The organism is Actinoplanes sp. HUAS TT8, from assembly GCF_051380535.1.
GTDB lineage: Bacteria > Actinomycetota > Actinomycetes > Mycobacteriales > Micromonosporaceae > Actinoplanes.
Genome location: NZ_CP195646.1, coordinates 1464445 through 1485964, shown reverse-complemented (window position 1 = coordinate 1485964; position 21520 = coordinate 1464445). Strand labels below are relative to the sequence as shown.

General features: G+C 70.6%; 21 protein-coding genes. 8 read left to right on the top strand and 13 right to left on the bottom strand.

Going from position 1 to position 21520, the window contains the following annotated elements:
* Positions 1-146 precede the first annotated feature (146 nt).
* Positions 147-1283: a sensor histidine kinase gene (locus ACSHV8_RS06595; protein ID WP_436530397.1), complete on the top strand. Its 1137-nt coding sequence runs from the start codon at positions 147-149 to the stop codon at positions 1281-1283.
* A gap of 12 nt (positions 1284-1295) precedes the next feature.
* Positions 1296-1934: a response regulator gene (locus ACSHV8_RS06590; protein WP_436530395.1), complete on the top strand. Its 639-nt coding sequence runs from the start codon at positions 1296-1298 to the stop codon at positions 1932-1934.
* 489 nt (positions 1935-2423) lie between these two features.
* Here ACSHV8_RS06590 and ACSHV8_RS06585 read toward each other — a convergent pair whose 3' ends face one another.
* A complete protein-coding gene (locus ACSHV8_RS06585) occupies positions 2424-3311 on the bottom strand; it encodes a DMT family transporter (protein ID WP_436530393.1) in 888 nt (295 codons plus the stop codon).
* 71 nt (positions 3312-3382) lie between these two features.
* Here ACSHV8_RS06585 and ACSHV8_RS06580 point away from each other — a divergent pair, with 71 nt between their 5' ends.
* Entirely contained in the window at positions 3383-4309 is a 927-nt protein-coding gene (locus ACSHV8_RS06580) for a LysR family transcriptional regulator (RefSeq protein ID WP_436530391.1), read from the top strand.
* A gap of 21 nt (positions 4310-4330) precedes the next feature.
* Here ACSHV8_RS06580 and ACSHV8_RS06575 read toward each other — a convergent pair whose 3' ends face one another.
* From ACSHV8_RS06575 to ACSHV8_RS06555, 5 genes are all read right to left on the bottom strand, one after another.
* Positions 4331-4855, bottom strand: coding sequence for a GNAT family N-acetyltransferase (locus ACSHV8_RS06575; RefSeq protein WP_436530389.1), 525 nt, complete (start codon positions 4853-4855; stop codon positions 4331-4333).
* An 89-nt stretch (positions 4856-4944) separates the two neighbouring features.
* Complete coding sequence (locus ACSHV8_RS06570; RefSeq protein WP_436530387.1) at positions 4945-5427, bottom strand: DUF305 domain-containing protein; 483 nt, start codon at positions 5425-5427, stop codon at positions 4945-4947.
* A gap of 147 nt (positions 5428-5574) precedes the next feature.
* The gene (locus tag ACSHV8_RS06565; protein WP_436530385.1) at positions 5575-6321 is read right to left on the bottom strand and encodes a lytic polysaccharide monooxygenase; all 747 of its coding nucleotides are present in this window, start codon (positions 6319-6321) and stop codon (positions 5575-5577) included.
* A 209-nt stretch (positions 6322-6530) separates the two neighbouring features.
* Positions 6531-7334, bottom strand: coding sequence for a class I SAM-dependent methyltransferase (locus ACSHV8_RS06560; protein ID WP_436530383.1), 804 nt, complete (start codon positions 7332-7334; stop codon positions 6531-6533).
* 68 nt (positions 7335-7402) lie between these two features.
* Positions 7403-8020: a TetR/AcrR family transcriptional regulator gene (locus ACSHV8_RS06555; protein WP_436530381.1), complete on the bottom strand. Its 618-nt coding sequence runs from the start codon at positions 8018-8020 to the stop codon at positions 7403-7405.
* 48 nt (positions 8021-8068) lie between these two features.
* Between ACSHV8_RS06555 and ACSHV8_RS06550 the strand changes: the two genes are divergently transcribed.
* On the top strand, positions 8069-8809 hold the full coding sequence (locus ACSHV8_RS06550; RefSeq protein WP_436530379.1) for an SGNH/GDSL hydrolase family protein: 741 nt from the start codon (positions 8069-8071) through the stop codon (positions 8807-8809).
* Here ACSHV8_RS06550 and ACSHV8_RS06545 read toward each other — a convergent pair.
* A complete protein-coding gene (locus tag ACSHV8_RS06545) occupies positions 8775-8954 on the bottom strand; it encodes a hypothetical protein (protein WP_436530377.1) in 180 nt (59 codons plus the stop codon). The genes ACSHV8_RS06550 and ACSHV8_RS06545 overlap by 35 nt on opposite strands.
* Before the next feature lie 91 nt (positions 8955-9045).
* Positions 9046-10491 carry a helix-turn-helix domain-containing protein gene (locus ACSHV8_RS06540; RefSeq protein ID WP_436530375.1) on the bottom strand — a complete coding sequence of 482 codons (1446 nt, stop codon included), beginning with the start codon at positions 10489-10491 and terminating at the stop codon, positions 9046-9048.
* A gap of 128 nt (positions 10492-10619) precedes the next feature.
* Here ACSHV8_RS06540 and aceA point away from each other — a divergent pair, with 128 nt between their 5' ends.
* Together aceA and aceB are read left to right on the top strand one after the other, a co-directional pair.
* Positions 10620-11906, top strand: coding sequence for an isocitrate lyase (gene aceA, locus ACSHV8_RS06535; protein ID WP_436530373.1), 1287 nt, complete (start codon positions 10620-10622; stop codon positions 11904-11906).
* Between the two features lie 44 nt (positions 11907-11950).
* Entirely contained in the window at positions 11951-13573 is a 1623-nt protein-coding gene (gene aceB, locus ACSHV8_RS06530) for a malate synthase A (RefSeq protein WP_436530371.1), read from the top strand.
* A gap of 301 nt (positions 13574-13874) precedes the next feature.
* Here aceB and ACSHV8_RS06525 read toward each other — a convergent pair whose 3' ends face one another.
* Positions 13875-14516: a 4a-hydroxytetrahydrobiopterin dehydratase gene (locus tag ACSHV8_RS06525; RefSeq protein WP_436530369.1), complete on the bottom strand. Its 642-nt coding sequence runs from the start codon at positions 14514-14516 to the stop codon at positions 13875-13877.
* Between the two features lie 117 nt (positions 14517-14633).
* Between ACSHV8_RS06525 and ACSHV8_RS06520 the strand changes: the two genes are divergently transcribed.
* Together ACSHV8_RS06520 and ACSHV8_RS06515 are read left to right on the top strand one after the other, a co-directional pair.
* On the top strand, positions 14634-14765 hold the full coding sequence (locus tag ACSHV8_RS06520) for a hypothetical protein (protein WP_436530368.1): 132 nt from the start codon (positions 14634-14636) through the stop codon (positions 14763-14765).
* A gap of 129 nt (positions 14766-14894) precedes the next feature.
* Positions 14895-16274: a sulfatase-like hydrolase/transferase gene (locus ACSHV8_RS06515; protein ID WP_436530366.1), complete on the top strand. Its 1380-nt coding sequence runs from the start codon at positions 14895-14897 to the stop codon at positions 16272-16274.
* On the opposite strand, the gene ACSHV8_RS06510 is transcribed toward ACSHV8_RS06515, so the two are convergent.
* The 4 genes from ACSHV8_RS06510 to ACSHV8_RS06495 are packed head-to-tail and all read right to left on the bottom strand — an operon-like array spanning position 16271 to position 21488.
* Positions 16271-16597: a RidA family protein gene (locus ACSHV8_RS06510; RefSeq protein ID WP_436530364.1), complete on the bottom strand. Its 327-nt coding sequence runs from the start codon at positions 16595-16597 to the stop codon at positions 16271-16273. The genes ACSHV8_RS06515 and ACSHV8_RS06510 overlap by 4 nt on opposite strands.
* Positions 16594-17322, bottom strand: a complete 729-nt coding sequence (locus ACSHV8_RS06505; RefSeq protein ID WP_436530362.1) for a phosphatase PAP2 family protein — start codon at positions 17320-17322, stop codon at positions 16594-16596. The genes ACSHV8_RS06510 and ACSHV8_RS06505 overlap by 4 nt, the downstream gene beginning before the upstream one ends.
* Entirely contained in the window at positions 17306-17995 is a 690-nt protein-coding gene (locus ACSHV8_RS06500) for a phosphatase PAP2 family protein (protein ID WP_436530360.1), read from the bottom strand. The genes ACSHV8_RS06505 and ACSHV8_RS06500 overlap by 17 nt, the downstream gene beginning before the upstream one ends.
* A 28-nt stretch (positions 17996-18023) precedes the next feature.
* On the bottom strand, positions 18024-21488 hold the full coding sequence (locus ACSHV8_RS06495; RefSeq protein WP_436530358.1) for an NACHT domain-containing protein: 3465 nt from the start codon (positions 21486-21488) through the stop codon (positions 18024-18026).
* Positions 21489-21520: the final 32 nt, after the last annotated feature.

The following is a 21520-nucleotide window of genomic DNA, read 5'->3' as shown; positions in this document are numbered from 1 at the left end:
AGCTCCAAGGAAGCTGCGAATCGGACGCCAGAATCCTGTGCGATCGGCAATGGCCGGCACATCGGCTCACAGGCAGGGTTCAGGTTCCGCGTCCTCTAACTTTCGGCCGATGGAGATCGGTCCCCGGGCACCTACGCTGGGTGACGATGAACCGCATTCTCGTGGGGGTCCTGCAGGTCGCCGGGCTGGGCGCGATGGCCCTGCTCGGCATGATCGACGTGTCCGCCGGTATGACTTCCAGCCCCCTGTTCGCCGTGCAGGTGGCGCTGGCCGTCGCCGTCGCCGCGGTCTGGATCCCGCACTACCGGCTCGGCTCGACCGTGCTGCCGCTCGTCGCCACCGCCGTCGCCGGGGTGTCGCTGCTGGTCACCGCGATGCTGGCGGTCGTCGACCCGTACGGGGGCCTGTGGGGCATCGCCGAGTCGGCCGCCCTGCTGATCCTGCTGGCCGTGGTCGCCCGTACGGCCCGGCCCGACTGGGCGGTGCTGGCGCTGGTGGCGCTCGGCGCAGCGGCCAGCGTGATGCCGTTGCGGGCCGGCCACAGCACCATCTACGGCACGTTCTGCCTGATCCAGGCCCTGGCCGCGGCGGCCGCGATCGGGCTCGGCGTCACCCTGCGGATCATGGCGGCCAACCGGCAGCGTGCCCTCGACTCGGTCCGGCACGAGCAGCGCGCCGAGTTCGCCCGCGACCTGCACGACTTCATCGCCCACCACGTGACCGGGATCGTCGTGCAGGCGCAGGGCGCCCGGTTCATCGCCGAGCAGGACCCGAAGCGGGTGCTGCTCGCCCTGGAACAGATCGAACAGGCCGGTTCGGAGACGATGGCGTCGATGCGCCGCATGGTCGGTGTGCTGCGCGACCCCGAGTCGAGCCCGGACGCCCCGCTCGCCCCGGTCTCCGGCGTGCCCGAGCTGTTCCCGCTGGCCGAGCAGTTCACCGCCGCCGGTGGGCCGCCGGCCCGGCTGCACCTGGAGGGCGACCCGTACGGGCTGCCGGTCGAGGTGTCGACGTCGGCGTTCCGGGTGGTGATGGAGGCGCTGACCAACGTCCGCCAGCACGCCCCGCAGGCCACGGCCGTCGACGTCTGGGTCCGCCGGGCCAAGGATCAGCTGCTCATCCGGGTCGCCAACGACGGTCCGGCACCGCGCCCGTCGCTGGACCGGCCGGGGTACGGTCTGGTCGGCCTCACCGAGCGGGTCCGCGCCGCCGGCGGCCGGATCTCGTCCGGGCCGGGCGTCGACGGCGGCTGGGTCGTCGACGCGGTCTTCCCACTCTCCTAGGAGTCACCCACCGTGATACGTGTCCTCGTCGCGGACGATCAGGCCATGGTCCGCACCGGCTTCGGCATGATCATCGGCGCCCAGCCGGACATGGAGGTCGTCGGCGAGGCGGCCGACGGCGTCGAAGCCGTCGAGGCCGCGCGCCGCCTGCGCCCGGACGTCGCCCTGCTCGACATCCGCATGCCGAAGATGGACGGCCTCCAGGCGCTGCGCCTGCTCGCCGGCCCCGGCGTCGCCGACCCGATCCGCGTCGTCGTGGTCACCACGTTCGACCTCGACGAATACGTCCACCAGGCGCTGCGCAACGGCGCGGCCGGCTTCCTGCTCAAGGACTCGGGCCCGGCCCTGCTGATCGAAGCGGTCCGCGCCGCCTACTCCGGCGACGCCCTGATCAGCCCGTCCATCACCGTCCGCCTCCTCGAACACCTCTCCCAGCCGGCCCCTCGCGGCGACGACGGCGGCCTCTCCCCCCGCGAACTCGAGGTCGTCCGCCTGATCGCCCGCGGCCGCACCAACGCCGAGATCGCCACCGAACTCTTCATCTCGGTCGGCACGGTCAAGACCCACCTGGGCAGCGTCCAATCCAAGATCAACCTCCGCAACCGCGTCGAGGTCGCCGCCTGGGCCTGGGAAAACCGCCTGATCAGCTGACCCGCGCCCGCTCGTCGCTCTCCCCCACAACCCCTCACCCGCGAACCTGCGCGGGCAGACCGTTGTGCCGCAAAACCTTGAAGATCAAATTCTTCATTGCCTACGTCCGCCGGGGTCCGGACCGCCGCTCCCGCGGGGACCCTTCCGACCCTCGCAGGCCGCTGGCGCGGCCAGAACGCGAGGCCCGCAAGGGCGACGTGATCTTCTGGTTGCGCTCAGAGCAACAAACCCACCCACCCACGCAACCATCCAACCCCGCACCCACCCCAACCCCACGCAAGGCCCCGGCCCTCGCCCGACCCAGCCGCGCGTCACGCCCCCGGCTGGTCCTCACGGCTGTCTCCGGGGCCCGGAGACAGCCGTGAGGACCAGCCGAAAGCCCGGGTCGCGCCGCGGGGCCGGGGTGACGCGGGGCTCGCGGAGGCCGGTCGGCTCTCCGGGGTGTGCCGGAGCGGGCGAGCCACCCCTCAGGGCCGGCCGGGGGGCGTGTCAGGCGGCGTTGACCAGGGTGGGGGCGGGTTTGCGGGTGGGGCGGGTGGAGAGCCAGCAACCGGCGACGATCAGGAGGAAGCCCGCGACCGTGGCGACGCCGAGGGGCTCGTGCAGCAGGGCCACTCCCAGGAGCGCGGCCACCACCGGGTTGACGTAGGTGACCAGGCCGGCGCGGTTGGAGCCGGCCAGGGCGATCAGCCGGTAGAAGGCCAGCATCGCCAGGGCGGTGCAGAGCAGGCCGAGGCCGGCGAGCGCGAGCCACGAGTCGGCGCCGACCGTGGACGGCGACGACGGGAGCCGGAACAGGGCGAACGGGACCAGCACGAGGGTGCTGACACTGGTCGTGGCCGCGGTCAGCGCGTCCGGCGGCACGTCGGAGAGGCGGTCCTGGACGAGCTTGGTCGCGAAGGCGTAGCTGAGCGCGGCCAGCAGCACCATCCCGGCGCCGATCAGCCCCCAGTGGTCGCCGGAGACGTCCAGCCCGACCAGTACGACCACGCCGAGGAAGCCGGTGATCAGGCCGGCCGTGCGGATGCCGGTGATCGGCTCGGAACCGGACATCAGCAGCGCGATGACCACCGGTTCGATCGCGATCAGGATGCCGGTGAGCGACGAGCTGATGTGCGCCTCGCCGTACGTGATCAGCAGGAACGGCCCGACCATGTGCACCATGGCCAGCCCGATGACCACCCCGATCCGGCCCCGCAGGGCGGTGAGCGTGCCGCGGATCGCGGCGACCGGCAGCAGGACGGCCGCGCCGATGGCGAGCCGGCCGGCGACCACGAACAGCGGCGAGAGGTCGTCGATGGCGATCTTGATCAGGAAGTACGGGATGCCCCAGAGCACGGACACCAGGACGAAGAGAAGCCAGGCACGACGATTCACAACCACCAGAATTCCCGCGTACGGTAGTTAGCGGTAGTGCTGACTTGGTGAAGACGTAGTAAGGGAATCTAATGATCGACTCACGGCGTTTGCAGGTGCTCTCCCAGGTCGCCCGGCACGGGAGCTTCAACCGGGCCGCCGCCGAGCTGCGTCTCACCCCGTCCGCGGTCAGCCAGCAGATCAGCGCCCTGGAGCGGAGCCTGGGCACGCCCGTGGTCCGGCGCAGCACCCGCGGGGTCGAGCTGACCGAGGCCGGCCTGGTCCTGATCGACGCCGCCGAGGCGATCAGTGCCGAGCTGCTCACCGCCCAGCGCGAGATCGACCGGCTGGCCACCGCGCGCACCGAGAGGCTGACCGTGGCCACGTTCACCAGTGGCGGCCAGCGGCTGCTGCCGGCCGCGCTGACCCGGTTCACCGTCGCCTACCCGGGTGTCGAGCTGACCGTGATCGAGAGCGAGCCGGAGGAGAGCCTGCCGCTGGTGCGTTCGGGCGCGGCCGAGCTGGCGCTGGCGTATCACTTCACCGGCCCGCCGCCGATCACCGAGGGTGACCGTTCCGGTCTGGTGTGGACGCCGATCCGCGAGGATCCGATGTACATCGTGATGCCCGCCGATCACCCACTCGCCGGGTCGTCCTCGCTGGGGATCGGCGAGCTGGGCGGGGAACGCTGGGTGCACGGCTGCGTCGGCCAGAGCGACATGATGGAGCATTACGCGGCGCTGGCCGGGGTCGAGCTGCGGGCCGCCTGCCGCGGGACCGATTACCAGTTCGCGCAGTCGCTGGTCCGGGCCGGTGTCGGCATCAGCTCGATCCCCGAGGTGGCGCTGACCACGGATCCGGCCGGGCTGGTCGCGGTGCCGATGCGGCCGCCGGGGCCGTGCCGCTACGTCGGGGTGGTCACCCCGCGGCGTCGCCCGTCGGCGCTGGCCACGGCCCTCGTCCGCACGCTGCAGGAGGCGGTGGCCGACCTGCCCCCGAACCCGTTGACCGGGCGTTGACCCGTACGTCCGAATCGGCTTTTAAAGGGTTGTCCAGTAACGCTTGAGCTTGCCGATCTCGGTGTCCCGGATGTCCTCGAGGACCCCGCCGCCGCCCTCGATCGTGCGGGCGGACGCCTCGTTGTCCACGTTGCAGGTGATCAGCACCCGGTCGAGCCCCAGCCCGCGGGCCTCCTTCAGCATCTCCCCGAGCGCGAACGACGCCAGCCCGCGACGCCGGGCCGAGGGTCGCACGCCGTAGCCGATGTGGCCGCCGGCCCGCAGCAGGAAATCGTTGAGCTCGTGCCGCAGCGCGATCGCGCCCAGGTACCGATCGTCCTCGACGATCCACCGGAACGTGCAGTGCACCCAGCCCTCGGGCGCCGGCAGTGACCGGTCCTCGGCCGCGATCAGCCCGTCCACCCAGGCGGCGAAACCCTCCTGCGTGTCCAGTTCGAGCCCGGGTCGCAGCCCGGCCCCGTCCTGGTGAACGCCCTTTCCCCACTCCTCACGCGACTCCAGCCAGCTCTCCCGGAGTCGCGTCGTAGGCACGATCAGCTCAGCCATCCCGCGACCCTATCGAACCGGCGCCGCACCGGTGGGCCCGTCTCGGCGCCGCCCGCACACGATCCGCGGCGGCCGGGCACGAGGGCCGGTCAGGCGGCCAGCCTCAGCAACCGCTGGATCTGGGCCTGCCGGGTCTCGACCATCTTCGCGGCCAGACTCTTCGCCGGCGGGTAGGCGCCGGACGCGGACTCCATCCGCAAGGTCTCCATGCCGTTGTGCAGGTTGCCCAGCAGCAGACTCACCACCGTACGGTCGAAGTCGGCGCCCTGAGCGGCCTCGAGCTCGGCGAAGTCCGAGTCACGCAGCGCGTGCAGTTCGCCGTGGCCCTCGTGCGCCCCGGCCGACGGATCCGCGGTGACCGGGGCGGCCCAGGCCAGCAGCCACCGCTGCATGGTGCCGCTCTCGTCCTTCCACTGATCCCGGAGTTCGCCGGCGATCTCGCGGATCTCGGCGCCTCCGGCGCGTTCCCCGGCGAGCGTGGCCAGCCGTTCTCCTTCGGCGATCTGAGTCAGCCCCATCTGCAGGAACATGATGTCCACGTCGTTGACCGCCGCGGTCGCCGAAACCGACATTTCCGATTTGTCGCCCGAAGAAACAGTGCCTGACGAAGCAGCACCCGAGGAGCAGGCAGAACAACCGACCACGAGCAGCGCGGAAAGCACGAAGGCCGAAGCGGCCCGGCGAACCGGACCGCCCGGATTTCCCAGAGGAAACATCTGTTACAGCGCCGTCCACAGAGCGGGCACGTTGGGCGGCTCCCACCCGTTGAGCGCGGTGTGCGGCTGCCGGCACTTGTACGACTTCCCGGCGTAGGTCACGACGTCCCCGACCTTGTAGGTCACCCCGGCCGCCCAGGTGGTGCTCCCGGACGTCGGAGGCGGCGTTGTCACGGTCGGTGACGGCGTCGGCGACGTGGTCACCGTCGGTGTGGGGGTCGGCGAGGTCGTCGACCCGCCGGTGATGTTCAGGTCCACGCACGAGTAGAACGCGTTCACCGTGTCCGCGATGTTCCACCGCGCGAGCACGGTCTGCCGCCCGGCGAACCCTTTCATGCTCACGGTGTGCGACTTGGTCGCCCCCGGCTGCGCCCCACCGTCGTTGAACGACGCCAGCAGCGTGTTCCCGATGAAGTATTCCCAGGTGGCGGTCGAGTGCCGCGCGGTGATCACCCAGTTGAAGGTGACCGATTGACCGACGGTGGCCGCCGGCCAGCTCTTGCTGTTGTCGTTGAGCACAGTGAAACGGCTGCCGCCACCGTTGCACTGCGTGGACCCCTTCGGGGCTTCGACGCTCTGCGGTTCGTAGACGATGTCGCCGCAGTTCGCGACCGCGCCGCTGGCGCAGTTGGCCTGACGGCTGGGCGGGGACGAGATGTAGCCGTGCGCGAATGCCGGGCTGGCCGCCACGAAGAGCGATCCGAGGACCGCCGCGACGGTCAGCGCGGGCAGGGTGAAACGACGTCTCATCAGGGACTCCTTGCTGAGAACGAGGGGACGACGTGTTCACCAACGTAAATGAAATCGTCTTAACAGTAAACACTGTTAAGGATTCTTTAGGGCAATCCCCAAAACCCAGCAAAAACCACTTTTCCCGTACGGTCGTCAGCCGCGCCGAGGGGATCCGCCGCCGCATCCCGGCGCTGTGCGTCGAGGCCGGCGTCCCCCGCCCGGGGCGCTCACCGGACGCGCCGGGCGAGCCGCAGCTCAGTCAGGTAGCGCTTGACGACCCGGCCACCGCAGTCGACGTCGATGAGCCGGGCGATGGAGCTCAGCAAGGCGCTCTGCTGCGCGTCCGGCAACGCACGGTGGCCGGAGTAGGTCAACAGCAGATCCAGGTAGTCCGCTGTCGAGTACGACAACTCCCACTCGTACCGGTAGAAGCTCGCCGGCCCGAACCGCCCCGACGAGGTCAGTTCCCGATCGTCCTCCGGAATGTCCCGAGCACCCTCAAGTCGCAGGCCCGGCGGGGTCGACGGATCGAAGCGCTCGTAAAGCTTCTGAATCTCGACGAAGAACGCCTCGGTCCAGGAGCCACCGGCGATGTGACGGGTTCCCACGGTGGCCAGCAGACCACCGAGACGCAGGGCGTCAGCAGACTTCGACACCCGCACGGCCGGATCGATCCAATGAAACGCCGTCGCGGAGAAGACCACGTCGAACGGCTCCTCCGGCAAGGGCCACTCCTCGAACGCCGCCGTCGCGACCTCCACCGAGTCGAATCCGGCGAGATTTCGCCGCGCCACAGCGGCCAGGTCCGCGCCCAACTCGACGGCCACGATCCGGTAGCCCCGTTCCGCCAGCGACACGGTCGCCTGCCCGGTGCCACAGCCGATCTCCAACACCCTCGCCCCGGGCGCGGCGCCGGCCGCAGCGAGATCATCGAACGTCTGCGCCGGATACCGGGGCCGGGCACGGTCATACCGTTCAGCGTCCTCGTCGAAAGTTTCCCGCAGCCGCACGTAGTCATCGCTGTCGCTCACCCAGCGAGACTACGGGGCCACCGCCTGCAATTCTCGGTGGTGGCACCGCCGGCGGGGCTCGACCCGCGCTACCGGCTGCTCGCGCCGAAGGCGGCCGCGACCGAGGCGCGGGCCCGGTCGGGGGTGTCGCCGGCGCCGATCGCGAAGTTCTCGAAGTAACGCCGGAACTCGGCGTCGGCGGCCGGCAGGTCGTCGTAGAAGCCGGCCAGTTCCAGACTGACCAGGCCGTGGATCAGGCACCAGCCCTGCCGGGTCAGCACCCACGGATCGGTCTCCCGATACCGCCCGGCGGCCACGCACCGCGGCACGAGATCCCGCGCCACGCGCAGCGTGTAGAGCCCGATCTGCCGGTCGGCAGGCTCGGTCGCCCCGAACATGACCCGGTACAGGTGCGGATTCCGGTGCGCCGCCCGCCGGTAGGCCAGCGACAACGCGACGCTGTCGGCGACCGGGTCGTCGGTGCGCCCCACGGTGGCCAGCTCGTCGGCCAACCGCCCGAAGCCCTCCTGAATGATCGCGCGGACGACCGCCGGCATGCCGCCGAAATGCGTGTACACCCCCATCGTGGACGTCCCGGCCGCTCTGGCCAGCGAGCGCGCCGACAGCGCACCCGGGCCCTGCTCGGCCAGCACTCGCGCGCCGGCCTCGACAAGCTCAGCCCGTGGGTCTCGACTCCGGTTCGTCACGCGCCTACCATAACGGGTGTTATTCATAACAACTGTTATGGAGGCGTCATGAAGCTCACGGCCGCTCCCGGTCCCACCTCCGGCGAGGTCCACGCCGAGGGCCCGCCGCTGCGGCTGGCCGTCCTCGGTGACTCGTCGGCCGCCGGTTTCGGCGCCCCCGACCACGCCTCCGCCCTGGCCGGCCAGTTCGCCACCGCCCTGGCCGCCCTCCTCGGCCGCCGTGTCTCCTGGCGGGTCAGCGCCCGCGGCGGCGCCACCGCCGGCACCGCGCTCGACCTGGTCAGCGCCCTGGAAACGCCCGAGGTGGTCCTGCTCGTCGTCGGCGTCAACGACACCACCCGCCTGCGGTGGCCACCCACCTACCAGCGCGCCGTCGCCACCCTGATCGCCGCGGTCCGTGCCCACCTCGGCCACCCGGTCCCGATCCTGCTGGCCGGCCTCCCGCCGGTCGGGCGTTTCCCGGCCATCCCCACCCCGGTCCGGCAGATCCTGGGCGCCCACGCCCGCCGCCTGGACCACCGCCTGGCCCGCCTCGCCACCCACCTCCCGGATGTCCACCACCTGCCGGTCGGCACCCTGCCGCTGGACCACCCGGGCCTGTTCGCACCGGACGGCTTCCACCCGGCCCCACCGGCCTACCAGCTCTGGGGCCGCCTCCTGGCCGCCCAGTCCGCCGACCTCATCCCCACCCCGAAGACCGCCCCGAAGACCGCCCCGAAGACCGGCCCGGCCGCCGGAACGCTCCCCGCCGATCTCACCGGTGGGCCGGCCGCAGCGGCTCCCCGTTGACCTCGGTTCTTCCGGCCAGGTCCCACCAGATCTCGCCGTCGGCCGCGAAGTAGAGATCGCGCCTTTGGAAGGCGGCGAAGGCCGCGACCAGGAGGGCCGCCGTGGTCACGGCCAGGATGGTGAAGCCGGGCCACGGGTCGAGCATCGCCGGGTCCGGGACCGTCGCGAGGATCCGCAGCCCGGCCGCGGTCGGCCAGTAGCCGATGACGAACCGGGCCAGGATCCTGGGAGAAGTCTCAGGCTCGGCGCTCCAGGAAGTCGTACACGTCGCGGTTGTCGACGCCGGGGAACGTGCCCGGCGGCAGGGCGGCCAGCAGGTGGGAGTGGACCCGGGCGGACGGCCAGGCGTTCCCGGCCCACGCGTCGACCAGTTGCGCCGGCGGGCGGCGGCAGCAGTCCGGGTCGGGGCAGGTGGAGACGGTGCGTCCGGTGACGTCGCCGCCGCGGAACCAGCGGGCGTGCTCGTACGGCGTCCCCACCGTCACCGAGAACTCCCCGGACCGGGTCGACTCCACGTGCACGGTGCACCAGTACGTCCCGGCGCCGGTGTCGGTGAACTGGTAGAACGACGAGTACGGGTCCTCGGCCTCGAACACCGTCCGCGACGCCCACTTGCGGCACACCGGTTGTCCCTCGATCGCCCCGGTGACGTCCGACGGGAAGCGGACGTTGTCGTTCTCGTACGCCTTGTAGACGATCCCGCTCTCGTGCACCCGCGCGAAGTGCACCGGGATCCCGAAGTGCTGGGTGGCGAGGTTGGTGAACCGGTGGGCCGCGGTCTCGTAGGACACCCCGAACGCGTCCCGGAAGTCGTCGATGGCCAGGGCCCGGTCGGCTTTGGCGGCGGTCAGGAAGTCGACGGCGAACTTCTCGGGCATGAGCAGCGCCGCCGCGAAGTAGTTGACCTCGACCCGCTGGCGCAGGAAGTCCCCGTAGTCGGCCGGGTCGTTGTGCCCGAGCACGAAGTGCCCGAGCGTCTGCAGGACGACGCCGCGCGGGTCGTGTCCCTTACCGCTGGCCACCTGTGGCAGATAAATTCGGCGGTTCTTCAGGTCGGTGACCGACCGGGTGGAGGTGGGCAGGTCGTTCACGTAGTGCAGGCTGAACCCGACCTGGGCCGCGATGTCCAGGATGCCGCGCTGCGAGAGCGGGCCGGTGGCATGCCGTACGGAAAGCAGGATCTTGTTGGCCGCGGCTTCGATCTCGGCGAAGTAGTTGTCGCGTTTGCGCATGTCGGCCCGCAGTTGCGCGTTGGCTCGGCGGGCGACTTCGGGGGTGGCGCTCTGTTCGGTGAGCACCCGGTTGAGTTCGCGGTGCAGCCCGATCAGCGACTCCAGGGCGTCGGCCGGGAGCCGCCGCCCGCCCTTGACCACCGGCAGACCGAGAGCGGAATAAGCGGCGTTCTTCTGCAGATGGGTCAACTCGATCTCCTGGGCGGCCCGCCGGGACGGCGCCTCGGCCCGCAAGAGGTCCTGCATCGTCACGCCGAGGGCGGCGGCGATCGCCTGCAACACCGAGAGCTTGGGTTCCCGCTTCCCGTTCTCGATGAGCGAGAGCTGGGAGGGGGCCCGGCCCACCGCTTCGCTGAGCTGGTCCAGCGTCATGCCCCGGGTGCGGCGCAAATGCCGCAGACGCTGCCCAAGGGTCACGAGATCGACAGAGTCCGAAGATGAAGCGGTCACGGGTTTCACGTTAACAGAATTTTTGCGTTTCTTCTTGTCACAAACACCTTCTGAGGGGCTGGTGCGATCCCTGAGAGTGAAGTTCTTCCAAGCGGAAGAACGCGACAGGGCACGAAAGGGATTTTCTGATGACTGAGCTTGCCGAAACCAGGGGCGGTACCGCTGCGGACCTCACTCAGGCGTGGGCCAGCGACCCTCGTTGGGCGGGTGTGAAGCGCACCTACACCGCCGAGGACGTCGTCCGACTGCGGGGCACCCTGCAGGAGCGGCACACCCTGGCCGAGCGGGGTGCCGCGAAGCTGTGGGAGCTGCTGCACACCGAGGACTACATCAACGCGCTCGGTTCGCTGACCGGTGGCCAGGCGACCCAGATGGTGCGCGCCGGCCTGAAGGCGATCTACCTGTCCGGCTGGCAGGTCGCGGCCGACGCCAACCTGTCCGGGCACACCTACCCGGACCAGTCGCTCTACCCGGCGAACTCGGTTCCCGCGGTGGTCCGGCGGATCAACAACGCGCTGCTGCGGGCCGACCAGATCGACACCTCGAACGGCAAGTACGAGCGTGACTGGTTCGCCCCGATCGTCGCCGACGCGGAGGCCGGCTTCGGTGGCCCGCTCAACGCGTTCGAGCTGATGAAGGCCATGATCGCGGCCGGCGCGGCCGGCGTGCACTGGGAGGACCAGCTCGCGTCCGAGAAGAAGTGCGGTCACCTGGGCGGCAAGGTTCTCATCCCGACCCAGCAGCACATCCGCACCCTGAACGCGGCCCGCCTGGCGGCCGACGTGGCCGGCGTCCCGACCCTGGTCATCGCCCGCACCGACGCCCTGGCGGCCGACCTGCTGACCACCGACGTGGACGAGCGCGACCAGCCGTTCCTGACCGGTGAGCGCACCTCCGAGGGCTTCTTCCGGGTCACCCCGGGTGACGACGCGGCGATCGCCCGCGGTGTCGCCTACGCCGACTACGCCGACATGCTCTGGGTCGAGACCGGCAAGCCGGACCTGGACTTCGCCCGCAAGTTCGCCGAGGCCGTGCACGCGGTGCACCCGGGCAAGCTGCTCTCCTACAACTGCTCGCCGTCGTTCAACTGGAAGAAGCACCTGGACGACAGCGACATCGCCCGCTTCCAGAAGGAGCTCGGTGCGATGGGCTACAAGTTCCAGTTCGTCACCCTGGCCGGTTTCCACGCTCTCAACCACTCGATGTTCGAGCTGGCCAAGGGCTACGCCGAGTCCGGCATGACGGCGTACGTGAAGCTGCAGGAGGCCGAGTTCGCGGCCGAGTCCGACGGCTACACCGCGACCAAGCACCAGGCCGAGGTCGGCACCGGTTACTTCGACGCCGTCTCCACCGCCCTGAACCCCGATTCCTCCACCACGGCGCTGTCCGGCAGCACCGAGGCCGAGCAGTTCTGATCCAGCGCAGCGCCACATAAGAGATTGGGCAGGGAGATCTGATCATGGGTGCCGAAGAGATCACCATCACCGGAACCACCGCCGACCGATACTCCGAAATCCTGACCCCCGAAGCTGTCGCGTTCGTGGTGGCACTGGACCGGGAGTTCGGCGCACGCCGGGTGCAGCTGCTGGAGCGCCGCCGGCGCCGCCGGGCCACCCGCACCACCGACCTGGACTTCCTGCCCTCCACCGAGCACGTCCGCGACGACCGGACCTGGCAGGTCGCGCCCCCGCGGCCCGACCTGATGGACCGGCGCGTCGAGATCACCGGGCCGCCCGAGCGCAAGATGACCATCAACGCGCTCAACTCCGGCGCCAAGGTCTGGATGGCCGACTTCGAGGACTCCACGTCCCCCACCTGGGAGAACGTGATCCTCGGCCAGGTCAACCTGAAGGACGCGCTGGACGGCACCCTGGGCTGGACCGCGCCGGACGGCCGTGAGTACAAGGTCGGCGAGAACCTGCCGACCGTCATGGTCCGTCCGCGCGGCTGGCACCTGCCGGAATGCCACCTGCGGATCGGCGGACGCGCGGTCTCGGCCTCGCTGTTCGACTTCGGTCTGTACCTGTTTCACTGCGGGCAGAAGCAGATCGACCGCGGTTCCGGCCCGTACTTCTACCTGCCGAAGCTGGAGTCGCACCTGGAGGCCCGCCTCTGGAACGACGTCTTCGTCTTCGCCCAGGAACTGCTCGGCATCCCGCGCGGCACGATCCGGGCCACGGTCCTGATCGAGACGATCAACGCGGCGTTCGAGATGGACGAGATCCTCTACGAGCTGCGCGAGCACTCGGCCGGCCTGAACGCGGGCCGCTGGGACTACCTGTTCAGCATGATCAAGAACCGGCCGGACGTGGTCCTGCCCGAGCGGTCCCAGGTCACGATGACCGCGCCGTTCATGCGGGCCTACACCGAGCTGCTGGTCAAGACCTGCCACCGGCGCGGCGCTCACGCGATCGGCGGGATGGCCGCGGTCGTCCCCAGCCGGGACCCGGTCGCCGCCAAGCGCGCCCTCAACCAGGTCCGCCAGGACAAGCGGCGCGAGGTCGGCGACGGCTTCGACGGTTCCTGGGTGGCGCACCCGGGCCTGGTCGAGACGTGCCGTGAGGTCTTCGACCAGTGGCTCGGCGACGAGCCCCACCAGATCGTCCGCAAGCGGGACGACGTGCGGGTCGGTGCCGCCGAACTGCTCGACGTCAAGGCCACCGAGGTGTCGGTGAGCGAGGTCGCGCTGCGCACCAACGTCAGCGTCTCGCTCCGCTACATCGCGAGCTGGCTGGGCGGTCGTGGCGCCGTCGCGCTCGGCGGCCTCATGGAGGACGCCGCCACCGCCGAGATCTGCCGGGCCCAGCTCTGGCAGTGGATCTCGTCGGGTACCCCCACCGACTACGGCGTGCCGATCACGGCGGCCATGGTCACCCGGATGCTCCGCGAGGAGCTGAACGTGCTCAGCGAGACGGGCGCGCTCGACGAGGAGTCGGCGCTGCTCTTCGGTCAGGCCCGCACGCTGCTCACGGTCCTGCTCACGGAACGGACGTGCCCGGAGTTCCTCACCCTGCCGGCATACCTACGGCACCTGTCGGGAGGGTCGGCTCCGGTCATCGCTCAGGCTACTGTCGCGGCCTGATCCGGTGAGGTGAAGCCGGGGCAGCCCTCCGACCTGCCCCGGCTTCACCGCAAGATCCTCCGTCAGCCGGCGTCTTCCTCAGGGGCGCCGGCTGACGGCTGTCCAGATCAAGATCACATTCTTCATTGCCCAGGTCCGCCGGGGTACAGACCGTCGCTCCCGCGGGGACCCTTGCGACCCTCGCAGGGCGCTGGCGCGCCCAGGACGCGAGGCCCGCAAGGGCGACGTGGTCGGGTGGTCGCGGTCAGAGCAAAGAGCGGTTCCCCCTCCATCCGCGCGAGGGGCGCTCACCCGCCCGGGATCAGCCGCGCTCCTGCCACGTGCACAGGCAGACCTTGTTGCCCTCGGGATCGGCCAGCACCCAGAAACGCGGCGCGTACTCCTCGGTGACCAGCACTCCCCCGGCCGCCACAGCCGCGTCGATCCGGGGCTGGACCTCCGACGGATCCACCCACAGATCGGGGTGCCAGCGCTGCCGCGGCTCCTCGTCCCCGGACCGCTGGAACCACACGGCCGGCAGCTGATCGGCCGGATCCAGCACCTCGTCGTCACCGTGGGCCCGCATCCCGAGCACCGCCGCCCAGAACGGCCGGATCCCGGCCGCCCCCGGCGTGTCCAGCCCGAACTCGATCCGCGCCACCCCCGCCGTCTCCGGCGTGACCCCGGCCTCGGCCGCGAGGTCGGTGATCGTCCGCGCCAGCCGCAGATCCCGCCCGGTCACCGCCCCGACGTCATGACTGCGCGTGCGCACGTCCACGAACCCGTACCGCAGATCAAGATCCGGATGATGATCCATCTCCTCGGCGGCCGCCCCGATCGCGTTCACCAGCGCCAGCCCGGTCGCGAAGTCCCCGGTCCGCAGCCGCGTCTGCAGCCCACCGACCAGATATGTCCACCCGGCCGGCGCCTGCTCGGCGATCTCCCGCCCACTCAGCTTCGTCATGCCCCCATGCTGTCGTGCCCGGCACCCGTCCCGCACCACGACCGCACCGGCGAACCGCTCAGCCTCGCCACGATCCGGCCGACGTCAAGGGCCTCGCACCCCCGGAAGGCCGCACCGATGTCACGACGTCCCCTGACCCTGCTCACCGCTCTCGCCGTACTGCTGCTCGCCGTCTCCGCCTGCGGCCGTCCGGTTCACCGGGCCACTCCGCCGCCGCCGAGCACGGCGTTCACGGTGATCGCCCGCTGACGCCGTACCGAAGCAAAAATCGGCATGCGTGAGTGGCCGGCGGACCGGGACCACGGCGCGGGATAGCCCTTTACTCCTATCTGCCCTATGGATAATGTCGCGCTCGACGACGGATCCATAGGAGATGATGTGACGAACCGTGGCACCACCCGGCGCGGGGTGTTCGGGGCGCTCGCCGGCGCCGCCGCCGCGACCACCCTGCCGGCCGAGGCGCACGCCGCCGAGCAGGAGTTCCGGGCCACGCTGGCCACCCGGCCGGGCCGGCGGCCGAACATCCTGTTCATCTTCGCGGACGACCTCGGCTGGGCCGACCTGAGCAGCTACGGCTCGCCGGACATCAGGACCCCGAACCTGGACCGCCTGGCCCGGGCCGGTGTGCGGTTCACCCAGGCCTACTCGGCCGGCGCGGTCTGCTCGCCCACCCGGATGGCCCTCTACACCGGACGCTACCCGGGACGACTGCCGGGCGGTCTGCCCGAGCCGATCGCCGCGCCCAGCCCGGTCAACGGCCTGCCGCCCGAGCATCCGACGCTCGGTTCGCTGCTGCGCCAGGCCGGCTACACCACGGCGATGTTCGGCAAGTGGCACAACGGCTTCCTGCCCTGGTTCGGCCCGCTGAAGTCGGGCTGGGACGAGTTCTTCGGCAACTACTCCGGGGCGGTCGACTACTACTCGAAGATCACCGGCCTGGGCGTGGACCTCTACGAGGGCGAGACCCAGGTCAGCTCCGACGAGTACTACACCGACACGATCGCCGACCGCGCCGAGGAGTACCTGCGCCGCAAGCACGACCGGCCGTGGCTGCTGAACCTGAACTTCACCAGCCCGCACTGGCCGTGGGAGGCGCCCGGCGACCGGGCGGTCAGCGCCGAGATCACGGCCCGGGTGAAGGCCGGCGACGCGTCCGCGCTGTTCCACACCGACGGGGGCTCGCTGGAGACGTACCGGAAAATGGTCGAGAATCTGGACACCCGGATCGGCCAGGTCCTGACCGTGCTCCGCCAGACCGGCCAGGAGGAGAACACCCTGGTGATCTTCTCCAGCGACAACGGTGGCGAACGTTTCTCCTACCAGTGGCCGCTCTCCGGCAACAAGGCCAGCCTGAACGAGGGCGGCATCCGGGTGCCCAACATCGTGCGCTGGCCGGCCCGGATCCGCGGCGGCCAGGTCAGTCACGAACCGCTGATCACCCACGACTGGACGGCGACGCTGCTGGAGATCGGCGGGGCCGAGCCGCACCCGGACTACCCGCTGGACGGCGCCAGCCTCGCCGGCTACCTGCTGCGCGGCTCGGACGCCCCGGAACGCGACCTGTTCTGGCGCACCCGCGCAGCCCGCGCCCTGCGCCGCGGCAAGTGGAAATATCTGCAGGCCGGCGGGGCGGACCTGCTCTTCGACCTGGACGCCGACCCGCGCGAGCAGGCCAACCTGGCCGCCAAGCACCCCGAGCTGGTCGCCGAGCTGCGCACCGCGTGGGAGCGGATCGCCGCCCCGCAGGTGCAGTACTAGATCGCGGCGACCGCTTCCACCTCGATGAGGAACTCCGGGCGGACCAGGCCGGCCACCCTGATCAGGGTGCTGGTCGGCGGGGCGGCGACGTTCACGAACTCGTCCCGCACCGCCCGGACCGTCGGCAACTCGTCGGTGTCCACCACGTAGAACGTCAGCTTCACCACGTCGGCCCAGGCCGCCCCGGCACTGTCCAGGGCCGATTCGAGATTGCGGAACACCTGACGGGTCTGTTCCTCCCAGCCGGACGGCACCACGCCGTCCGGCCCGGAGCCCACCTGCCCGGACGTCCACACCAGGCGGTCGCCCGAGTCGATGGTCACGACGTTGCTGTACCCGTTAGGCGAGGGTTCGCCGACGAATGCGAAGGGGACCATGGCCCCAGCCTACGGATCTTCCACGGCTCGCGGGGGGACAGCACGCCCCGCACCATCACGATCAGGCACAGCGTCCCGTTCAGGAACGACGAGATCACGTCGCTCGGATGGTGCATGCCACGGTAGAGCCGCCCCAGCGCGACCGCGACCGGGACGAGCACCAGCAGCCAGCACAACGCCTTCAACCAGCCCGGCCGGGCCAGCGACGCGAGCAGCACGGCCAGTCCGACGTACAGCGCGAACGACGCCGAGGTGTGCCCGGACGGGAAACTCGACGTCGGCGGGGACGCGTCGAGCCGCTGCACGTCCGGACGCTGCCGGTCGATGGCCAGGGTGGTGAAGAAGAAGACCAGCGCCTGCGCGATCACCACGAGGCACAGGAAGATCGACTCACGCCAGCGGTGCAGGGTCAGCCGCAGCACGACCGCCATCACCGCGGTCACCGTGATGACCGACGACGTGTTCCCGATGAAACTGAACCACCAGGAGACACCGGTCTCGTCCGGGGTGCGGTGGCCGGCGAAGTACCGGTTCACACCGTCCTCCACACTGAACGGCCAGTCGTGCTCCAGCACGTGCGTCACCAGCAGCCCGATGCCGATCATCAGCACCAGGATCCCGGCGACCGGAAGAATGATCCGCGTGAACGCGGGCTTAACGAATGTGGACACCGCCGCTTTCTACCCCAACACGGCGTCCCTGGAACACCGCGACGGTCACCGCCGGCACCGCCACGCCCAGCAACAGCCCGGCGACGACGTCACTGGTCCAATGAACACCAAGAGCAATTCGCGCGTACGCGGTGACCAGCGGCAGCCCCACAGCCGCCGCGACCAGCCCGGCCCGCTTGACCCGCCCTCGCGTCCGCGGCAGCAGGACCAGCAGAAACACGGCCGCCCCGAGAGCCGCGTTCAGTGCGTGCCCGGACGGGAACGAATACCCGGTCGCCCGCGCCACCGGGTCGAGAAAATCCGGCCGGTGCCGCCCGAACAACAATTTGAGCACACCCCCGAGCACTCCCCCGGCAGTCATCGTCGCCACCGCCCACCAGGCCAGCATCGTCTCCCGCCGCCGGGCCAGCCAGATCGCCAGCACCACGGCCGCGATCCGCCAGGTGTTCGGATGCAACCAGAAACTCCACCACAGCATCGCGTCCACCAGCTCCGGGTGACCGGCCGCCATCTCGTGCAGCCGATCCGCGACGTGGGTGTCCAACCCCCGGAGCCCGCGCGCCTTCCCGGCCACCAGCGCCGCAATCCCCCCGAACGGCACCAGCAGCCCCACCGCCAACCCCGCCGCCTCGGTGGTCCTGATCCCTAGGGCGATCTCCCGCTCATGCCGCACCAGCAGCTACTACCCGCCGTCGCGGATCTTATGACAGCAACCTTCGCCGTCCCGCCACCACCGGATCCGGGTGCCCGGCCAGCACCTCGATCGCCGTTTCCGCCCCACCGGTCGAGACCAGCCGCTCCGCGGCGGTCACCTGACAGCTGTAGGGCGCCGGTTGCCAGGTCAGGGCGAACAACCAGACTCGATGCGCCCGGTCGAGATATCCGGCCGCGGCGAGATGTTCGGCCGCCACCAACCGCACGATCGTGTCCCGTTCCCCCTCGGTGACTGTCCGGACCACCTCGTCCGCGCCGGATTCCCCACGCGTCAGGACCACCACCTTGACCGCGGGAATCAGCTCCCACACGCTCAGGCCCGGCCAGCCGACGACGTCTCCGAGCAGCGATGCGGCCTCGGACAGGCAGCCGTTCTCGGCGAATGCCGCAGCCATCTTCGCCCGGGACTGGACGGCGAATCCTCCGATCTCGTCGATCTGCGCCATGATCGCCGGTGCTGCCCGGCGTCCACCGGCATTCAGCCATGCCGAGACCATCTGCCCGGCCGCGTGGGGCCACACGTCCGGGACCGCCGCCTCGAAACTCGTCCGGGCAACGTCAGCCGCCTCGTCGGCGAAACCCGTTTCGGCCAGGGCGGACACGACCGCCCAGAACCACACCGCCCGCCGGGGATCCCAGCGCCGGACAGCATCAAGCACCTGCGGGAGGTGTTCCGGAGCGGCCGTCAGCCATGCAACCACCGCCGAACCGAGCGTGTAGCCGTCGGATCGCGCATCGGCCAGGATGGCCGTGGCGAGTTCGACGGCCCCATCCCGGCAGCCCGCGTCGGCCATCCCGAGAGCGGCGAACGACCTGGCCCGCGATCGGGGGCATCGACGGATCAGTTCCATGGCCTCGGGCAACCGCTCGTCGCCGGGCCGCGCCCAGGCCGCCACCATCGAATGCGCCGGAAGGCCCACATCGGACAACCGGCTCAGTGCGGCCATCACGAAAGGCGTCGCTTCCTCCCGTAATCCGACATTCACCAGGCCCTCAGCCACGCCGGCACGTTGACCGGGAGTCAACGCGATGTCCCGGAGCTCCATCAGGGCGGACCCGCGCGCGGCTTCCTCCGGGAGGGACTCGAACCACGTCTGCACCGCCGTTCGGAGACCTTCATCCGCGAGCCGGCCGCCGAGCACGACCTCGCGCGCCGTAGCACCCGCAAGCGTCGTCTCGCCCAGCAGAGCCAGTTCGGCCGCCGCATCGGCTCGAACCGCCTGGAAAAAACCGTCCTTCCCCCGGCAGATCTGTTCGAACAGCCGGCGGGCGAGCGGTGCGGCCGGTGCGACCTCGTGCGCGGCGCGCGCCGCCAGCAGAAGCCAGTAGCCGCGCAGCTCGGCGGCCAAGGATTCGAGTCGCGCCAGCGCCGCCTCGGGTCCACTCACCCGGCCGAGCACCCGAGCCGAGCTGACCCGCAGACTCGGGTACGTCCGAGGATCCTCGGCCAGTGCCGTCAGCCGCTCGGCGACCTCCGGATCGTCGGTGAATCCCCCGAGTACCTCCATCACCAGGTCCGGTTCCGTCTCAACGAGATCGTCGGCCGCCAACTGGTCGACCGTCAGGGTCAGATCGGATCGGATGGAGTGATAGACCGCGAGCGCACGCAGCCGATCGATCACTCGTCGTTTGAGTCGTGGCGGTGCGATGGGCAGGTCGGCCAGCAGGCGGCCGGCCAGTAGGGCTCGTTGCGGATTGCCGAGCAGGAGCGGTTCGACGATCCGGGACAGGTCGTGGCCGGGCCGGCGGGCCCAGCGGGCGAAGACGAACAGGACGAACTCGCGCTCGGCCGGTTTCAGTCCCCGGGCGATCCAGTCCTCGAGATCGGTGAACTCGGGGCCGACCCGCTCGGCGTGTTCCTCCGCGGCCAGGTACTCGGCGAAGGAGTGATGCAGGAAGCGGAGCCGGTCACCCTCGTACGAGAGCAGGCCCGTCCCGGAGAGCACCTCGCGCAGATCCGCCTCCCAGCCGCCCGGGCACGACGTGCTCGGCGGCAGGTTGGCCACGACCCAGGCCTGCGCGGCGTCCAGGAGCGGCTGTTCACCGGCGAGCCGGACCACGCCGAGTTCGCGCAGCAGGGGGCGCCGTTCGGCGACCAGCCATGCGGCGAAGCGGAGGCGTTCGGGCCGTCCGGCGTGGGCCCGGCGCAGCTCGGCGACGGTGTCCCGCCCGTCGAGGAGGTGTTCGAGGAAGCGTTCGTAGAGGTCGAGCCGGCTGGCCGGCAGCGGCCGGTCCGGCCCGAGGGTCCCGGTGATCGCCGCGATCGTGGCCAGCAGCGGGTTGCGGACGAGTTCCCGCAACCGCCCGTCGGCCGACTGGTGCAGGAAGCGGGCGGCGTCGCGCGACGGGTCGGGCTTGCCCTGCGCGGTGAACCACTGCGTCGCGAACGTCCCCAGTTCCTCCCGCCCGAACGGCTCCATCGAGTACGCCCCGACGTGCTGGGTGCGCAGCGGCGCGAACTCCACCTCGGGCAGTTCCCGGGTCGTCACCACGATCCGGTAGTCGCCGCCGGGCCGGCAGCGGGCGGCGAGCGCCTGGATCACCTCGGTCCGGGCCGCCCGGTCCACGATCTCGTCGAGTCCGTCGACCACGACCAGCCAGCGCACTCCGGCGATCCGGTGTTCGAACAGTGACGCGGCCGGTTCGGACACGAGTCGCAGCCCGAGGGCCGTACGGGTGGCCGCGGCCAGCCCGGACGCCCAGGACCGGGCTCCGAGCAGCGCCCGCGCCGGTATCCGCAGCGGGACCACGGGTTCCTCGACGGGCGGCCGGTCGCCGTTCCATTCGCGCAGCCATAGCCGGGACAGTTGCAGCACGAGGTACTGCCCGAAGGTGGATTTCCCGGCGCCCGGCTCTCCGGTGATCACCAGATGTTCGTGCCGGTCCAGGGCATCGACGACCGGGATCGGTTTCTCGGCGCCCGCGCTCTCGACGCGTTCCCGGTCCGGGTTCTCCGGCCGGGTGTCGGTGCCGTGTTCGGCTGTCCGGGTGCGCACCTGCTGGCGGACGTAGACGGCGGACAGCGGGGGCGGTTCGACCCCGAGCAGCCGGTACGGCAACGTCTCGACGGCCTGGGCCTGTGCTTCGAGGATGTCCTGGAGGGCGGCCGACGGCCACGGAACGGTCTCCCAGGCCGGGGTCCCGTTGCCGACCCGGTCCCGCTCGGCGGCCGCCTGCCGGTCCGACGCCTGTTTGGCCCGCCACCACAGCCGGTCGGCCTCGGCCGGGTCACGGCGCAGCGCGACGGCCAGGGCCCGGCAGGATTCCAGGGTCAGGAATCGGGTTCCCCCGAGGAATCCGTACACCTTGTTCTTGTCGAAGGAATGTCGCTGCACGAAGGCGTGCACGCTGGGATAGCCGGCCTCGGCCAGGGCGTCCCGGAACCAGGACGCGATCTCGGCCAGCTCCGGGTGTGGTTGGGAAACCGCGCGCGGCGGGCGTCCTCCCGGCATGGGCGGCCCCCGACCGTGACGTTTCCGCGAGT